At 71.6% G+C, this 16,609-nt stretch carries 11 protein-coding genes; 8 read left to right on the top strand and 3 right to left on the bottom strand.

What is annotated here, in order from left to right; all coding sequences use genetic code 11:
- Positions 1-140: 140 nt before the first annotated feature.
- Positions 141-4,100 (bottom strand): endo-alpha-N-acetylgalactosaminidase family protein, encoded by a 3,960-nt coding sequence (locus tag NBY69_RS16290; RefSeq protein WP_250301630.1) that lies wholly within the window; start codon positions 4,098-4,100, stop codon positions 141-143.
- Positions 4,101-4,628: 528 nt separating this feature from the next.
- Between NBY69_RS16290 and NBY69_RS16295 the strand changes: the two genes are divergently transcribed.
- The gene (locus NBY69_RS16295; protein ID WP_250301631.1) at positions 4,629-5,783 is read left to right on the top strand and encodes an oxygenase MpaB family protein; all 1,155 of its coding nucleotides are present in this window, start codon (positions 4,629-4,631) and stop codon (positions 5,781-5,783) included.
- A gap of 503 nt (positions 5,784-6,286) precedes the next feature.
- Here the strand turns inward: NBY69_RS16295 and NBY69_RS16300 are convergent.
- The gene (locus NBY69_RS16300) at positions 6,287-6,475 is read right to left on the bottom strand and encodes a hypothetical protein (protein WP_250301632.1); all 189 of its coding nucleotides are present in this window, start codon (positions 6,473-6,475) and stop codon (positions 6,287-6,289) included.
- Between the two features lie 208 nt (positions 6,476-6,683).
- Between NBY69_RS16300 and NBY69_RS16305 the strand changes: the two genes are divergently transcribed.
- Positions 6,684-7,637, top strand: coding sequence for a LuxR family transcriptional regulator (locus NBY69_RS16305; RefSeq protein WP_250301633.1), 954 nt, complete (start codon positions 6,684-6,686; stop codon positions 7,635-7,637).
- 49 nt (positions 7,638-7,686) lie between these two features.
- On the opposite strand, the gene NBY69_RS16310 is transcribed toward NBY69_RS16305, so the two are convergent.
- A complete protein-coding gene (locus tag NBY69_RS16310; protein ID WP_250301634.1) occupies positions 7,687-9,594 on the bottom strand; it encodes a BTAD domain-containing putative transcriptional regulator in 1,908 nt (635 codons plus the stop codon).
- A 407-nt stretch (positions 9,595-10,001) separates the two neighbouring features.
- Here NBY69_RS16310 and NBY69_RS16315 point away from each other — a divergent pair, with 407 nt between their 5' ends.
- From NBY69_RS16315 to NBY69_RS16340, 6 genes are all read left to right on the top strand, one after another.
- The gene (locus tag NBY69_RS16315; RefSeq protein ID WP_250301635.1) at positions 10,002-11,069 is read left to right on the top strand and encodes a radical SAM protein; all 1,068 of its coding nucleotides are present in this window, start codon (positions 10,002-10,004) and stop codon (positions 11,067-11,069) included.
- Positions 11,066-11,770: an iron-containing redox enzyme family protein gene (locus NBY69_RS16320; protein ID WP_250301636.1), complete on the top strand. Its 705-nt coding sequence runs from the start codon at positions 11,066-11,068 to the stop codon at positions 11,768-11,770. Before NBY69_RS16315 ends, NBY69_RS16320 begins: the two co-directional genes overlap by 4 nt.
- Positions 11,751-11,960 carry an aroma-sacti cluster domain-containing protein gene (locus NBY69_RS16325; RefSeq protein ID WP_250301637.1) on the top strand — a complete coding sequence of 70 codons (210 nt, stop codon included), beginning with the start codon at positions 11,751-11,753 and terminating at the stop codon, positions 11,958-11,960. Before NBY69_RS16320 ends, NBY69_RS16325 begins: the two co-directional genes overlap by 20 nt.
- A gap of 89 nt (positions 11,961-12,049) precedes the next feature.
- Positions 12,050-15,124, top strand: coding sequence for an adenylate/guanylate cyclase domain-containing protein (locus NBY69_RS16330; protein WP_250301638.1), 3,075 nt, complete (start codon positions 12,050-12,052; stop codon positions 15,122-15,124).
- The gene (locus tag NBY69_RS16335) at positions 15,121-15,981 is read left to right on the top strand and encodes a S8 family serine peptidase (RefSeq protein ID WP_250301639.1); all 861 of its coding nucleotides are present in this window, start codon (positions 15,121-15,123) and stop codon (positions 15,979-15,981) included. Before NBY69_RS16330 ends, NBY69_RS16335 begins: the two co-directional genes overlap by 4 nt.
- Positions 15,978-16,589 (top strand): GAF domain-containing protein, encoded by a 612-nt coding sequence (locus tag NBY69_RS16340; RefSeq protein WP_250301640.1) that lies wholly within the window; start codon positions 15,978-15,980, stop codon positions 16,587-16,589. Before NBY69_RS16335 ends, NBY69_RS16340 begins: the two co-directional genes overlap by 4 nt.
- The last annotated feature ends 20 nt before the right edge of the window (positions 16,590-16,609 follow it).

Genomic DNA, 16,609 nt, shown 5'->3' on the forward strand with positions numbered 1-16,609 from the left:
GGGCACTCCTTGCGCTCGTGCGATGAAGGTGGCGTCTCGTCCCAGCATTCCTCCGGACCGGCCCCCGTAAGGCACGGGCTCGGGTGGGTGAGCAGGTGGAGGCCGGTCCAGGTGGGGCCGGCCTCCGGGTGTTCGTCGGGTCAGCTGCGTGGGGTCAGGGCGAGGATGTGCAGCGAGGACTGGGACGGAAGGGTCAGGGAGCGGAGCTCCTTGTCAGGGTTCGCGGGCACGGTGTTGACGTAGAGGCGGTAGTTGAGGCCGTAGTTGGCGGGGCCCGACGGGGTGACCCGGTGGTCGGTGGTGACGGCGATGCGGGCGCCGTTGGCCGTGGGGTCGTCCGTCACCCAGTTGGGCAGATACAGGTTCGCCGTGTCGGTGGTGCCGTCCGTGTAGTGGACGGCGACCTGGCCGGTGATGCCGCCCGCCGAGGCACCGAGGAAGCCGATCTCGCGGGCGCGGCCGCTCAGCGCGATTTCCGCGCCGCCTGTGGCGTTGTCCTGTCGGCCCGGACCGTAGTCGGGGAGCGTGAAGGACATTCCGTCGACGGTGAGTTGGGCGCCCGGTGCGGCTCCGGCCGCAGCGAGTGCCTCGGCGGAGTAGCTGTTGCCGCTGTCGAACGAACCCTCGGCCGGATGGGCGTCGCGGGCGATCATGGTGTTGTTGTACGCATCGGAGAGCCGGGCCAGCGGCAGGGTCGCCGGAACGGCCGCGGTGGTGACGGCGGTGCCCGAGGCGAGCGGGTAGGTGGCGCGGGCCCGTACGGCGCCCGCGGACTCCGCGGCGTCGGCGGCGGGCGGGGTGACCGTGAACTCGGCGGTGACGGTGGCCCCGTCGGCCACGGTGTCCGGGGACTGCCGGTCCGGGGTGACCCGCCAGTCCTCGGGGGCGTCCACGGTGAGGACTACACCGGGAAGTGCGGCGCCGGTGCTGTTGGTGAAGGTCACCTTCACCGTGCCGGGGGTGGAGCGCGTGTAGAGGGCCGGGGCGATGTCGACCCGGGCGGGCGGTGCGGTGGGGCAGACGGCGCCCGGGCCGGCCGGGCCCAGGTCGTCGACGACCAGGTCGTCCAGGACGAAGGCGTCGCCCCGGTTGTGCTTGATGCCGAGCCACATGTCACCGCATCCGGCCTCGCCGGTGGTCACGGTCTGTTCGTACACCCGGTGCGGAGCCGAATGCTGCGGCGGCAGGCTGTCGTCCCAACCAGCGGGCACGGGAAGGGTGTGGGGAGGCGCCGAGTCGAGGGGGCGGGTGGTCGTGGGTGGCAGCAGGTCCTCGGTGACAGCTGAGCCGCCGTCCCGGCCGACAACGGCGCGGTAATCCGATCCGGGGTCCGCCTGGTAGGAGAAGCGGATGCGGTAGGCGCGCCCCGGGGCGAAGCGCAGGGTCTGGGGCATGGTGCGGTAGACGAGCCCTGTGCTGTCGGAGAGGGTCTTGAGGGAGAAGCGGCCTCCGATGGTGTCACGGGTGTAGTTCTCGTGGGTCTCGGAGAGGTGGGTACGGCCGCCGTCGCCATCGCCCGTGTAGACGAACGGGCCCCAGCCCTCGTCCACATGCTCGAAGTCCTCGGCGAACCAGTGGCCGCCGTACGCCGGATCGGCGCCCTCGTTCGCCACCACCCGTGCGTCGGCGAACTCCACCCGGGTGCCCTCGGCGCCCGCGTCGGCGGACAGGGTGAACAGAGCCGTGCCCCTGCCATGCCTGGGAACGGTGAACAGAACCTTCATTCGCTGGAACGAAGTGCCGTACCGGCGGGCGTTGTTGACCTTGTGGGGCAGAGGTGAGGTCGTGGCCCGGACGGTGGCGTCCGGGCCGCCGTGGCCGCTCACGGTGAGGCTGGCCGTGCGGGTACCTGTGATGCGCACCCAGACCGAGGCGGAGTAGGTGCCGGGCGTCAGGCGGGTGACGCGCTGGGCGGCGGTGCGGGCGCCGGTCGCGGTGATCCGCAGATACGGGAGGCCGTTGCCGTCGTCCGTGACACCGACCTGGCCGGAGTCGGGCACGGTCCAGCCGTCGGTGGTACGACTGGTGAAGGAGGGGTTGGCGAGGAGGCCGCCCTTGCCGTAGTCGGGGTCGCGCAGCGGGGACGGGGCAGTGCGGTAGAGGACGTACGCGGTGGCCGCGTCGGCGGTCACCGTGACGGTGCCGCGGGTGACGGGAAGGTCGCCGATGTGGGTGCGGCCGTCTTCGCCGAGCCGGTAGAGGCCCACGGTCCCGCACTGTGCCCACTTCGCCGGAAGCTGCCAACTGGTCGCGCCGCCCGAGGGGTTCCAGTGATAGATCTTCCGCGGATCGGCCTCTTCGGTGGGCTCCCAGGGGAGGAACACGTTCGTGCCGTCCGCGATCAGCCGTCCGTTCCAGGTGATCCTGGCCGTACCGGTCGCGTCGCTGACGGAGACCCCGCCCGTCAGGTCGACCTGGTGGTCGGCCATCCGCTGGATCTCGAAGTGCTGGAGGAACTTCGTCGGAAGGTTGACCGTGAAGGTGGCCTTCAGCCAGTCCTTCAGGTTGTGCTGGCCCTGCCAGCCCATGTAGTGGGTATTGTCCGCCCCGCGCAGCAGGGAGGTGCGGTTCCAGGCGTCCCGCTGGTGGTTGCGTGCGAATCGGATGATCTGCGACTTGAGGCCACTGCCGGTCTGTCCCGCGTACGTGAAAACGCTGTCCCGCTCGAACTGGGCGTCCGCCTCACCTCCGAGCGGCAGCCCCGCACCAGTGATCACCTGTCCCTGGCGGGCGGGGGCCCAGCCGCCGGTCCAGTAGGTGTCGGAGTAGACGAAGCCGAGGTGTGGCAGATCATCGGCGAGTCCGGCGAACCGTTGCGCGAACGCCCCGGTCGCCTGGTCCTTGACCGTGTCGGTGTGCCACGACTGGTCCATCCACCGCCAGCCGAGGTCGGAGGCGCCGTTGCTGCGGTCCCAGCGGAAGTTGCGCGATTCCGGGTACTCCTCCCAGGCGTTGATGTGCACGCCCACCGAAGCGTTGTACCGGCGGGACTCCTTGGTGAGGGTGCGCAGCGCATCCAGGCCGCCGGCCCGGGTGTTGTAGTGGCCCGCGTAGTCCATGTGACCGCTGTCGTGCCCCTCGGACTGATAGCCCTTCAGGAGGATCGCCTGCGGCAGCCCGTCCGTGTGCAGATAGGTGCGGCGGATCTCGTCGAGCGTGGTGAGGAAGGGCTGGTCCGCGTTGCTGGCGATGTTGATCGCGATGCCCTGCACCACCCGGGTGCGGCTCCAGTCGTCCGCGTACGGGTTACGCATGATCGTACGGAAGGCGATGGCAGCGTCCTGCCAGTCGGCGACACCGTCTCCGTTGCGGTCGGCGGTGACGACGACCGCGGCCTCGGGCAGCCCGAAGACCTTGCCGTCGGCACCCCGGTAGACCCATTCACCGCTCGCGATCTCCGTGTGGTGGACCCCCTCGATGTCGCTGGTGCGGTACATCAGCCGGTCCTGGGCGCAGGTGAACGACTCGACGGCGGCTGCCAGCCGGCCGGTGTCGAGCATCGCGTAGGAGGTGCGCCGCCAGGTCGAATCGGCGGTCGCGTCAGCCACCTTGACGAACACGTCGGCGGCCTCGGGCCCACCCAGTCCGTACGTCAGGGGGCAGTGCGAGAGCGCGGCATGTTGGGTGGCGGAGGCGGAGACCAGGCCCAGGCCCGGAAGTCCGAAAGTGGTGACCCGGGTGGCGCCGTGCTCCGTCATGCGCACGACCCTGAAGCGCAGGACATCGCCCTTCAGGGTCAGTTCGGCGTCCACGACGACGTCGAGGTCAGGGACGGAGATCCGGTACGCGGCCCGGCCGGCGGAGAGCTGCGAGGTGACGGCGGGGGTGTAGTCGCTGCCGTTGATGCGCACGGTACGGATCGACCCGACGGTGCCGCCCAGGGTGTCCCCGGTGGCTGTCCAGCGGTAGCCGAGGACCCGGGGAAAGCCGGGATCCACGGTCACCGTCAGGGTGTCGGAGACCAGGTCGCCGCGGCGGTCGGACGCCGCTGCCGGCAGTGCTCCGGATGCCCGGATTCCGGTGACGACGCCGGCTGCCGCAGTGGTTCTCAGCACGGTGCGGCGGCTGGGCCCCGTGTCAGTGGATTCCTGCTGGTCCATGAGGTGGTGCCCTCCTGCGGACGGAATGAGGTCCAAAAGCGTGGGTCAGTCTGGGATGTGACGACCCGTCGGACCATGGACAGAGCTGCAGAGCCCCTTGGACTTTCCGGCTACGAAGTGGATCGACATCCGGTCGCGGCGCACCGTGCGGACCCGGTGCGGGGCTTGCCCGGTGCAGTCCGTTCGACCATCGCTGTACGTGACTCCGAAGGAGAGTGGCCGGAAGCTCCCACCGCTCCCGGCGCGCTGTTCCTCTCCTCGGCGCCAGGGCTCAGGCGGCAAGAGTCTGGTCACCCAGGTGCGTCAAGTGGTGGAAGAGTTCCGGGGACTTCGGGAAATGGGCGTGACAGAAGTCCCCGGGCACGGGCAGGGGGTGCCGTCCGTCCACCTGGGCCTCGGGGCCGGGGAACATCGGATCCGGGCCCACGCGGAGTGTTTCCCTCGTACGGGTAGTCATCGGCGAATTCCGGGACAGTCAAGATCACGGCGGGTGATCCTTCCCAGGTCTTCGAGCAAAGGAATTCTGCTGTGGCATTGACGACTGCGTCGATCGCGGACGAACTGGAAGCTGCGAACAAGGTCGGCGATCCCGTTGCCGATCAACTTGTGGCCGAGCTGATCGACAACCGGGAGATCGACGGGGTGAACGCCCTGTTCCGTACCATCGGTTCCCTCAAGCCGGACCAGGACCTGTCGACGCTGCCGAAACGGCTGGCGGAGTTCCTCGAGAAGGCGGCGGCCCCGCCACCGGAGTGGAGCGACGCGGACGCCACGGCGGCCGAAGGCTTCTTCGCCCACCACCACGGCGAGGCCTCCATGCTCCAGGGCACCGTCGGTCTGATCGGGACCTACCTCTCCCCGACCGGGGCCTTCACCCTCCGCTCCACCGGCCGTCTGGGCGGGGTGGACGGACCGGGCAGGCGGCTGTCGCAGTCCTCCCGGCTCTTCGTCGACATGGGCAACAAGGGTGCTCTGCGCGACGGGACGCTGGCCGCCGACGTGACCAAGGTCCGCCTGGTCCACGCTTCGGTGAGGCAACTGCACAAGAAGTCCGGGGTGTGGGACTACGCGCGGTGGGGGGAGCCGGTGTCGCAGAAGTACACCACCGGTGCCGCGTTCGTATTCAGCACACAGATCCTCCAGGCGATGAAGAATCTCGGCCTGGAGGTCTCCCGCGAGGATGCCAACGGATTCCTGTGCGCTTGGCACTACGTCAACCACTACCTGGGCACCCAGCAGGAATGGCTGGTACCCAAGAACGCCGACGAGGCGGAGCGGCTGTGGAACCACGAGCGCGACAGGGAATGGCAGAAGAGCGATGACGGCGTGTTCATGACGCACCAGGCCATCGAGTTCTACCGGAAGTTCCTTCCGCCCGGCGTGCACGACGCATTCGTCGCCATGATCCGCACCGCGCTCACGGACCCGTACGCCGATCTGGCAGGTCTCGAGCGCAGCGTACTGGACCTCGCAGGACAGCCTCTCGCCGCCGGGCACGGCCTCGTGAGCGGCGTAGGCGGTGGTCTCCTCGGTGGCGCCGCGAAGAGCACCGTCGGTGTCAACCCCTACAAGGAGATCCTGGGCATCGCCTCGAAGGCCTTCAACCAGGCCGAGCGATACGCGCTGACCCACGACCAGGACGACCAGCCCCAGATGCACCAGGAACTCGACGACAACCGCTGACCGCGCGTAACCGGTAGCCGAACACCGTTGCCCCGCCTGAACACAGGCGCCAAGGGCACCGAGGGGCGGTCCGCCCAGGATTTCCCCCACAGCCCAGGCCCACCCGTAGGCCTGGGCTCATCGGCACGTCCGCCGACCGCATGCGCACGGGCAACCCACCTGACCGGTAGGCCTGTTGCCCGGTCGGTGCGAGGCCGCAGCCACACCGGCACCCCTTGAGGGCGATGTCGCACTCCGCACCCACCCTTGAGCACGGCCCGCCGCCCCGAGGACCCGGGCGGTGGGCCGGCCACGTTGAGATCCCGCAGCAACCGTCCCACGACGGCACCAACCGTGGTGCGCACCGGTCGGGGCATCGGCTTCGACAACAGCGCGTGCCGGATCTCCTCTGGTTCTGCTGTCTCGCGGATGTCGGTGGACTCCGTGATTCCGTCAGTTCTGACCGGCTCGCGCATCAGCGGTCCCTCGGTCTCGTGCAGCAGCTCCGCCGCCACCGGAACCGGTCACCAGTGGGGTGTGGGTACGGTCGGCGAGTCGCCGTCGTCGCCACGCACGGGTCGCGGAGGTTGGTCGAGGATCTCGCGGGCCTTCGCCCCGTTGCCATCGGCCGGGCGCTGCCAGGCGCGGACCCTGCTGCCGAGGAGGGCGAAGCGTTCGAGGAGCAGGGTGAATGCCCCCTTGGTCCGTTCCATGTGATTCCCTCCGAGACGGTCTGGGAATATTCCTCGCACATCTGAACAATGGACATCAGCACGGGCTGGACCGGAGTCATCCGGCTGATGAGGGGGTTGCGTGGGCGGCATCGGTGAGGACGGCAAGAGACCGGGCCTTCGCGAGACGGCCGGGGAAACGCCGCCCGAAGGGCAATTGTCCGAGGACGCCGTCCAGGTGTTCCGGTGGGTGAGCAATCAGGGGCCGTGCGACGCCACGACGTTGGGATCGGCACTCGGGCTGCCGGAGAGCTGCGCGGCCTCGGCGGTGGCGACGCTGATCGAGCTGCTGTTGCTGCGGCATCTGCCCGGGAATCCGGGCCAGTTGGTGGCAGTGGCCCCGGACGCGGCCCTCGCCGCGCTGGTCGCGCCGAAGGAGGCGGGACTGCGCCGGCAGCTCGCCGAGATCGACCGGCTGCGGGCCGAGCTCACCCTTCTGACGCCCTTCTACGCGGAAGGCCGACGGCAGTGCCAGGGACGGACGCCGCTGACCGAGATCACGGACCTGAAGACCGTCGTGGGAATGATCACCGAGGCGACCATGCGGTGCCGGAAGGAGGTCCGTACGTGCCACCCCGGCGGGGGCCGCTCCCCGGCACTGCTCGAGCAGGCGTTCGTACGGGACCGGGACATGCTGCGCCGAGGGGTGCGGATGCGCACGCTGTACCAGCACACCGCCCGCTACCACTTGCCCACTCAGGAGTACGCGCGGCGGATGACCGACGAGGGCGCCGAGATCAGGACGCTGAGCGAACTGTTCGGCCGTATGGTCGCCTTCGACGCGGAGACGGTGTTCATACCGCACCAGGACGACCTGGACGCGGCCATCGTCATCCAGGAGCCGTCCACGGTCACGTATCTGTGCGCGACATTCGATCACGCCTGGTCGCTGGCCGATCCCTACCACCCGGCCTGGACGGAGAGTTCGGCGCGGGACGAGGTGAAGCAGGCCATCGTGCGGCTGCTGGCGGAGGGCATGAAGGACGAGATGGTGGCCCGGCGGCTGGGGATGTCGCTGCGCACCTGCCGCAAGCACATTGCCAAGATCATGGAGCAACTCGGTGCGGCCAGCCGCTTCCAGGCCGGGTATCTGGCTCGGGTGCAGTCCTCCGGTCCCGCGTCCGCGGCGGCAGGCGGAACCTGAACGCCCCGCCTCGAACGGTGTCCGGCAGCCGTGGGCGGCCGGACACGGCCTAACACCGCGTTCCCGACGCGGCGGCCTGCTCCCGCGCGAACAGCAGGGTCAGCCAGGGCAGTTCGTAGCACACCGCCTCCGGGGCCGCCATGTGCGCGGTCACCTCGGGCAGGGACGGTGGAGACAGGACGCCGACGTCGATCAGGTTCTCCAGAGCACGCTGCGCGTCCCGGCCGTCCAGCCCCAGGGCTCCGGCGGCGGTGGGGAGGGTGAAGGAAGGGTCCGCCAGAGCGGCCAGTGCGTGCAAGGTGTCGCGGGCGGGAGCGGGCAGACGCGCCCACGTCCCGGCGAGCCGGGCACGGACACCGAGGCCGCCCGACGCGAGTTCGTCCAAGGCCTCCAGAGGATGTTCGAGACGGTCCGCGTACTGCCCGAGCGTCATGTGGCGCAGCACGGACAGACGGTTCCCGGCTGCTCGCAGAGCGAACGGGAGGAGCCCGGTGGCGCCGGCAATACGTGCGGCGGCGGAGTGCTCGGCAGCCAGCCGGGGCCGCCCGATGATTCCGCCGAGCAGGTCCAGGGCCTCCTCTGCGGAGAGCGGCGGGAGTTCGATCCGGTGCGCGGACTCCAGACAGGACAGCCGGCTCCTGGAGGTGACCAGTGCGGCGGCGGCGCCCGACGGGGGCAGCAGCGGGCCGAGGGCGGTGGCGTCCGGCGCGTCGTCCAGGAGCAGCAGGATCCGGCGCCCGGACAGCCAGGAGCGCCACACGGTGGCGGCCTCCTCCCGGTCGGCGGGCAGTCTCTCGGCACATCCCAGGGATCGGGCCAGCTCGGCCAGCACCGACACCCACGGGCGCGTCGAGCCGTCCTCGGCACACAGCCGGGTGGTGACCACCCCGTCGGGATAGCGCGCGGCGAGGCGATGCGCGAGGTGCACGGCGAAGGCCGTCTTGCCGACGCCGGCCGGGCCGGTGAGAAGCACCGGGGGGCCGCCCTCACGGCCCAGCAGTGCGCTGACGGACTCCAGCTCTCGCGTGCGCCCGGTGAAGTCGGCGAGCTCCGGCGGGAGCAGCCGTGACCCGATGGGGCCGCCGCGCGGCCGGGGCAGGGCCACGTCCTCCAGCAAGGAGCGGTAGGCACCCTGCAGCGCCGCACCGGGTTCCAGGCCCAGTTCCCGGGAGAGCTGCTGACGGCAGTCGTCGTAGGCGGACAACGCCTCCGTTCTGCGGCCGACCTGGTGCAGTGCGGTGAGCTGGGCGGCGCGCAGGCGCTCCCGCAGCGGGTGGCGCCTGACCATCTCGTCAGCGGTGTCCGCGACCGGGGCCGGGTCGCCGGTCTCCAACTGCGCTTCCGCCCATGCTTCGTAGACGGCCAGCCGCCGGACGTGCTGCCGTTCGGCGGCGGCGCGCAGCACCTCGGCGTAGGCGGCGAGGTCACTGAAGGGGTCGTACTGCCACAGGTCCAGCGCCTGACGGTACGTCCGGGCCGCGCGGCTCGGCGCGCCCGCGCGCACCTCGGCGTCGCCGCGCCGAGCCAGTTCCTCGAAGCGCAGGGTGTCGCATTCGTCCACGGTGAGGTGCAGGACGTAGCCGCCGGGACCGTGGTGCAGTCGGCCGAGGTCGTCGGGGTCGAGCACCCGGCGCAGCGTCGAGACGTACACCTGAAGGTTCTTGCGGGCCGTGCGGGGCGGATCGTCCGGCCAGACGGCGTCGGTCAGTTCCTCCAGCGACACCGGTGTGTTCGGACGGGTGAGCAGGACCGCCAGGACAAGGCGCTGCTTCAGCGGACCGAGCGGCAGCGGCAGACCGCCGCGGGAGGCTCGCAGGGGGCCGAGGAGGGTCAGTCGCAGAAGGGCGGCGCCGGTGCTGCACCCGCTGCCGCCTCCGCAGGCGGACTCTCGCGCGGTTCCGGATTCCGACTCCCTGTTGCGGGTTTCTGTGAGGGAATCTGTGAGGGAATCTGCCATTTCCCTCGTCAACCCCTTCCCCAGCCGGTGTCGTCGGAATTCTGGAGAGTGAATGCAATTCCGTACACTAAAGCCTCCGAAGAGCGGTCGGGGGGTGAGCGAATCCGCAAGGAGCCGTGAGCACTTCGAGAATTCAATGGAATTCCTTCGGCCTTCAGAGCATGCTCACAAGTCAGTGGCGGGGCCATGGGCCCGAGGATGGTTCAAGGTGCATGCAGCAACGCACCTGCCGGGATATAGGGAAAATAGGCGGACATACCGCCAGGAAACGACGGGCCGTGTCCGGCCCCCTCCAACGGCCTGACTACCCTGCGGCGCGTACCGGCCCCGAACCGCCCGCCAACCGCGACCCAACCGGTGCCGCGCACGCTGGGGCCGCACATCCCAGACCGGACGGAGGTGACGCGATGCGGCTGGCGGAGATCATCGAGCTGCGTCCGGTACCGGCTGCCGGGCTCCTCGCCACCCTGACCAGGCGCTGCCCGCTCAGCTGTGCCCACTGCTCCACCTCGTCGGGGCCACGGGGGGAGGACACTCCGGCCGAGGCACTGCGCCGCTTCGTCGGCGGCTTCACCTCCGGGAACCGTCCGGAGGTCCTCATGCTCACGGGCGGTGAACCGCTGCTACGGCCCGCGCTCGTGGAGGAGCTCGCGGCGCTCGCCGCGACGGCCGGAACACGGACGTCGGTGCTCAGCGGCATGTTCTTCGCGGCCGAAGGCCGGGTACCCGGCCGCATCATGCGCGCGTTGCGGCATGTCGCCCATTTCTCGGCGAGCATCGACGTGTTCCACGAACGTGAAGTACCTCGCGCGGCGGCCTTTCGCGCGGTACACCGCATCATGGAAAGCGGAATCGATGTGAGCTTTCACGTGGTGGGCAACGCGGTCGACGATCCGTATCTCGCGGACATCACCACGTCCATACGGACCGAATTCCGGGACCGGGCAGCCGTACTGGTCAATCACGTCAGGCCGGTGGGGCGGGCGGCCGGCTGGGCAGCCGCCCGAACGGTCCCGTTCCAGGCCGCCCCGGACAAGATTCTCGCCGGGGGACCCGTCGCGCCGTGCGCGATGGCGGCCTGGCCGGTGGTGACCTTCGACGGCACCGTCACGGCCTGCTGCAACCAGCGTGTGGTGGACGACCGCCCGGTGCCGGAGCACCTGCGTCTGGGACACATCGCGGAGGACGACTGGCCGCTGGTACGGCGCCGCTGCGAGGAGTCGCCTGTGCTGCGCACCATCCGTACCGCCGGGGTCGGGTCCTGTACGGACTGCCGCGCCCTGGCCCGGCGGCCCGCGGCACTGGACGTGGCCGAACGCGCCGGTTCACGCCCGGCGGCCGGCGCCATGGACGCGCTCGGCGCCCGGCTCCAGCGCGATGCGGGGGCCGCTTCCCTGCTGCGACGGTACGGAAGCGAGCGGTACGCGCCGCTCGTGCTGCTCGGCGGTCGCGGGGACGAGGAGGTTCCCGCGTGAGCCCGTCGGCCGTCGCGAGCCTGCGACTCGAACTTTCCCTTGTGCAACCCGTCCTGCGGGCCTCCGCCGCCCGCGTCTGGCGCTCCGATTCCGGGCTCCCGGGCCGCTACCGGCACTTTCTGTGCGCCATGCACCAGGTGATCCGTGCTTCCGTTCCGCTGATGGAGCGGGCCGCCGCACGGTGCGAGGCGCTGTCGCAGGACCCGGTGGCGCCGCTGCTCGCGCGGTACCTGCGGGCCCACGCCGAGGAGGAACGGGGCCATGACGACTGGCTCCTCGCCGACGCCGCAGCGACCGGCACGGCCCCCGGCGAGCTGACCTGCGCCGTCCCGCCGGCCCACGTCGCCGCCCTGGTGGGCGCGCAGTACTACTGGCTCGAACACAGCCATCCAGTGGCCCTGCTCGGCTACATCGCGGTACTGGAGGGCAACGCGCCGGCGCCGGGCCTGGCCGGGCGGCTGGAGCGCGAGACGGGACTGCCACAGGCTGCGTTCGAGACCGTGCGCCTTCACGCGGACCTCGACGACGGACACGGTGCGGACCTGGACCGGCTGCTCGACCGGCTGCCTCTGGACGCCGCGCAGCGCTCCCTGGTCGCCGTCAGCGCACTGCACACGGTCGCCGCTCTCACCGAGTTGTTCGACCGCATCGCCGCGGCACCAACCGTACGGGAGGGCGCTCATGAACGACCCCGCACCTGATCGCGATTGCCTCCACGCGCTGGAGGACGCCGGGTTCCCGCTGCACAGCCTCTCCCCCGAACAACGGGAGGTGCTTCAGGACCTCAGCGCGGAGGAACTGACCCTGCTCCTGGGTCTGAAGGAGCGGCTCGACGCGGCCGAGCCGGAGGTACAGGCGCACAGTGAGATCGCCGGCGGAGCACTGTTCTGATGACCGGGACCGCACGGACGAGGTGCCCCCGGTGCCCTGAACCGCCGCCGGAGGGCGCGGCCTTCTGCCCCCGGTGCGGTACCGCCTGTGTGGCCGCGGCCGACTCCGGCCCGGCCGAGGAGCGCCGGGTGGTCACCGTGGTCTTCTGCGACCTCGTCGGGTCCACGGCCCTGTCCGGGCGGCTCGACCCGGAGACGCTGCGCACGGTGACTCTCCGGTACTTCGCGCTGATGCGGGCCCGGATCGAGGAACACGGCGGCACCGTGGAAAAGTTCATCGGCGATGCCGTGATGGCGGTGTTCGGGGTGCCCGCGCGCCACGAGGACGACGCCCACCGGGCCCTGGCCGCCGCCCGTGGAATGGTCACCGGCCTCGACGGACTCAACGCCGAGCTGGAGCAGGAGCACGGCGTGCGGCTCGCCGTCCGTATCGGTGTGAACACCGGTGAGGTGGTGGTGAACGTCGACCCCGCCGCCCGGCAGGCCCTGGTCTCCGGCGAGGTGGTCAACATCGGCGCACGGCTCGAACAGCACGCCGGCGCGGGGGAGATCCTGATCGGCCCCGCCACGCTGCACGCCGCCGGGCCCTCGGCGGTCACCGAACCCGCCGGATCGCTGTCCCTCAAGGGGGTCGGCGTCCCCGTCGCGGCGCGGCGCCTGGTCACGCTGCACGAGGACGCCCCTGAGCGGGTACGCCGCTTCGACACCCCCTTCATCGGCCGTGAGCAGGAACTGGCCGAACTCCGGCTGCTGTTGAGCAAGCTGGTGACGGACCACCATTCGCATCTGGTGACCGTCTACGGTGAGGCCGGGCTCGGTAAGACGCGCTTGCTGCGCGAGTGGCTGCGGGACTGCCCGGCGTACGGCGAGGGCCGGTGCCGGCCGTACGGCGAGACCGGCTCCCTCTCGCCGCTCGCCGAAGCGGTACGCCAGATACTCGCGGCCGTGGGAGAGGAAGCTGCCCTCGCCGCGCTTCCGGTCCACGAGCGGACGGAGGCGGAACAGGCGCTGCGCCTGCTGCGGACCGGGCTGCTCGCGGACGGCACGCCCAGTCCCTCGGTGGACGACACCCTGATGGCGCTGGCCTGCCTGCTGGACGGGTTGTCCCGTGAGCGGCCCGTGGTCGTCGTACTGGACGACTGCCACTGGGCGTCCGCGCCACTGCTCGACATGGCGGACCGGTTGCTGGACGAACTCGAACGCTCCCCCGTCGCCCTGGTGTGTGTCGCGCGTCCGGAGCTGCTGGAGACCCACCCCGGCTGGGGCAGCGGCCGGATGCGGTCCGTGTCGCTGCTGCTCACGCCGCTCACCCGGGAAGAGGCCGCCGCTCTCGCCGGCGAGCTGGTCGAGGTGGCGGCCCACCGGCAGGGCGTACTGGAGGGTGCCCTGGACCGCGCCGAGGGCAATCCGCTGTACCTGGAACACCTGACGGCCATGGCGGCCGAGTGCGACGACCTTCCCCTCACCGTGCACGCCCTGCTCGGCGCCCGCATCGACGCGCTGCCGCCCGAGGAGCGGACCCTGCTGCAGCTGGCCGCCGTCCTGGGGCGCGAGTTCCGCCGCGCCGACCTGGCCGAGCTGGCCACCGGCGACGAGCCCGCCGGCCCCGCGGAGTCCCCCACCGGTCTGCTGCGAGGCCTCGTGCGCCGCCGGCTCATCGAGGCCGGTGGCCGCACCCTGTCCACGAGCTCCGTGCTCCGGTTCGGCAGCGCCCTGGTGCAGGAGACCGCGTACCGCGGGATGGCCAAGAAGGTGCGTGCCCGGCGTCACGAGCACGCCGCCCGGATCCTCGCCGGGCAGGAGGCGGGTGATGCGGCCGTCGGCGCCCATCTGGCCCGCGCCCACCGGCTGCTCACCGAACTGGGGATGCGCGACGACGAGACCGACGCCCTGCGTGCTCGCGCCGCCGGCCTGCTCACCCGGGCTGGCGCGGCTGCCCTGGCACGCTCCGATCTGCCATGGGCCGACGACCTCCTCACCCAGGGCCTGGCCCTGGCCGCTCCCGGCGAGGCGGCCGCCGGCGAGGCCGCCCGCCGCCTCGGTGAGACGAAGGTAGCCCGCGGCGAACCGGTGCGCGGCCGGGAGCTGCTGGCGGGTGCGCTCGACACGGCGGAGCGGGCCGGTGACCGGCTGGGCGCCGCCCATGCCCGGCTCGCGCTGACCGCCCTCGACCCCCGGCACGGCTCGGCGGCCGACGTGGCCGAGGCCGCACTCGCGCTGTTCACGGTGGCGGGCGACGACCAGGGCATCGCCCGTGCCTGCGTCCGCATCGCCCAGGACCGTCAGCGGCGCGGACGGCACGCCGACGCCGAGTCGCTGCTGTGCCAGGCCCTGGACCACGCCGGCCGAGCCGACGCCGAGCCCGAACGGGCCTTGGCGCTCGGCGCGGTCGGCATCTCCCTGTGGCGGGGCCCGACCCCGGTCGCGCGTGCCGTCGAGCGCTGCGAGGAACTGCTGACCACCCACGGCGCCGGCCGGCCAACCGTCCGGGCCACCCTGGGCTGCCCGCTGGCCGTACTCCTGGCCCTGCAGGGACGGCACGACGAAGCGCGCGAGCGGCTGGCCGAGGCGGCGCGCCTCGCCGACGGCCTCGGCTACGCCGAGAGCGCGCTGTTCGTCCCCCTGTTCGCCGCGGAGGTCGAGGCCCTGACGGGCACACCGGGCCGCAGGCTCGCCCTGCTGGAGGAGGCCGCGCGCGCCGGACGCGAACTCGGCGCCACGGGTGCGCTTCCCGGCATCGCCCGCGAGCGGGCGCGGATCCTGCTGGACCGCGGGGAGCAGGCGGAGGCGCTGGCCCTGCCGGATCCCCAGGAGGCCGGCCTGCCCCCGGCGGAGTCCGCCGACGCGTACGGACTGCGGGCCCGTGCGCTCGCCCTCGCCGGGGAGCCGGCAGCCGCGCGCGCCTGCGCGGGCCGGGCGACCGCCGCGGCGGGTGACACGGACTCACCGGTCGTCCGGGGCACCGCGGCCCTCGACCTGGCTCACACGCTGCGCACGCTCGCTCTGCCCGCGGACGCGGCGCGGGAGGCGCGCACGGCGCTGCGGCACTTCGCCGCCAAGGGGCACCGGCTCGGCGTGGACCGCGCGTCCGTGTTCGCCGACGACAGCTCGGCCGCGGCCCGGAGCGCGGATCGTCCGGCCGGGCGGGAAGGCAGGACCGTATGACCGACGCAACGGCGGGGGGGCTCACCTGGAGCCTGCGCGACCGCACTCCCGAGGACCTCACGATGCTCGCCGACACGGTGCCGGCCCTGCCCGCCGACCCCTCGGCGTGGTCGGACGGCGGCGGGGTCCGGGTGTGCGTGGTCGACACCGGGGTGGAGTGCGGCCACCCCTCGGTCGGCACGGTCCAGGGCTCCTACGAGGTGGCACCCGCACCCGACGGAACCCTGCGCGTCGTCGACAGCGGTCCACTGCCCGACGGCGCCGGTGACGGTTGCGGGCACGGAACGGCGTGCGCCGGGATCGTCCGGCGCGTGGCTCCGGACTGCGACCTGTACAGCGTGCGGGTGCTGGGCGAGGGCTTCACCGGCAGCGGCGAGGCCCTGCTCACCGGGTTGCGCTGGGCCATCGACCAGGGCTTCGACGTGGTCAACCTCAGTCTGTCCACCACCCGCCCGAAATTCCTCGAGACCCTGCGGTCCCTGGCCGACCAGGCGTTCTTCAGCGGGACCACCCTGGTGGCCTCGGCCCACAACACACCGGTGGAGAGCTTTCCCTGGCGGTTCTCGTCGGTCATCTCGGTCGGTACGCACCGCGAGGACGACTCGGGGCTCTTCCTCTACAACCCCGCACCACCTGTGGAGTTCTTCGCACCCGGCCAGAACGTACAGGTGGCCTGGACGGGCGGCAGGACCATCCGCACCACCGGCAACAGCTTCGCCACCCCCTTCATCAGCGGGATGTGCGCACGGCTGCTCGGCACCCACCCGAAGCTGACGCCGTTTCAGATCAAGCACGCGCTCTACCTCTCCGCCGCGAACGTACGCATCGGCGAACCAAGAACCCGAGGTGAATCATGAGCCAGTCCCACGGCCTCGTCCCCGCCGCAGGCGTCGGCCCCGCGGCGCTCGCCGACAGCGCGGAGCACGACCTGCTGCAGTCCGTCGTCGAGACCGCCCGGGCCATCTTCGGCGCGGCGGCCAGCTCGGTCCTGCTGCACGACCAGGACACCGATGAGCTGGTCTTCCAGGCGGTGGCCGGGGAGGGCGAGGAGTCCCTCGTCGGTTCCCGGTTCCCCGCCGACCGGGGACTGGCGGGCTGGGTACTCGTCTCGGGCGAGCCCATGATCGCGGATGACCTCGGGGAGCAGGGCATGTTCGCCCGGGACGTCGCGAAATCGACGGGGTACGTGCCGGACGCGCTGATGGCGGCGCCCCTCGCCCACCGCGACCGGGTGCTCGGCGTGCTCGAAGTACTCGACCCCGTCGAGCAGTCCCGTTCCAGCCTCTCCGAACTCGACCTGCTCGCGCTGTTCGCCCGCCAGGCCGCGGCGGCTCTCGCGGTCATCGCCGACCGGCGCCGCGAGGAGACACCACCGGCGGTCCGCACCCGGGGGCTGGAGCTGCTGGCCGCACTGCGGGACGTACTGCTCGACGGGATGCAGCCCCCGGCCCCGCACGAGGGGTAGGGGTCCGCGAGGGGGACCTG

The sequence above is a fragment of the Streptomyces sp. A 4/2 genome, assembly GCF_940670765.1.
In the GTDB taxonomy this organism is placed as follows: domain Bacteria; phylum Actinomycetota; class Actinomycetes; order Streptomycetales; family Streptomycetaceae; genus Streptomyces.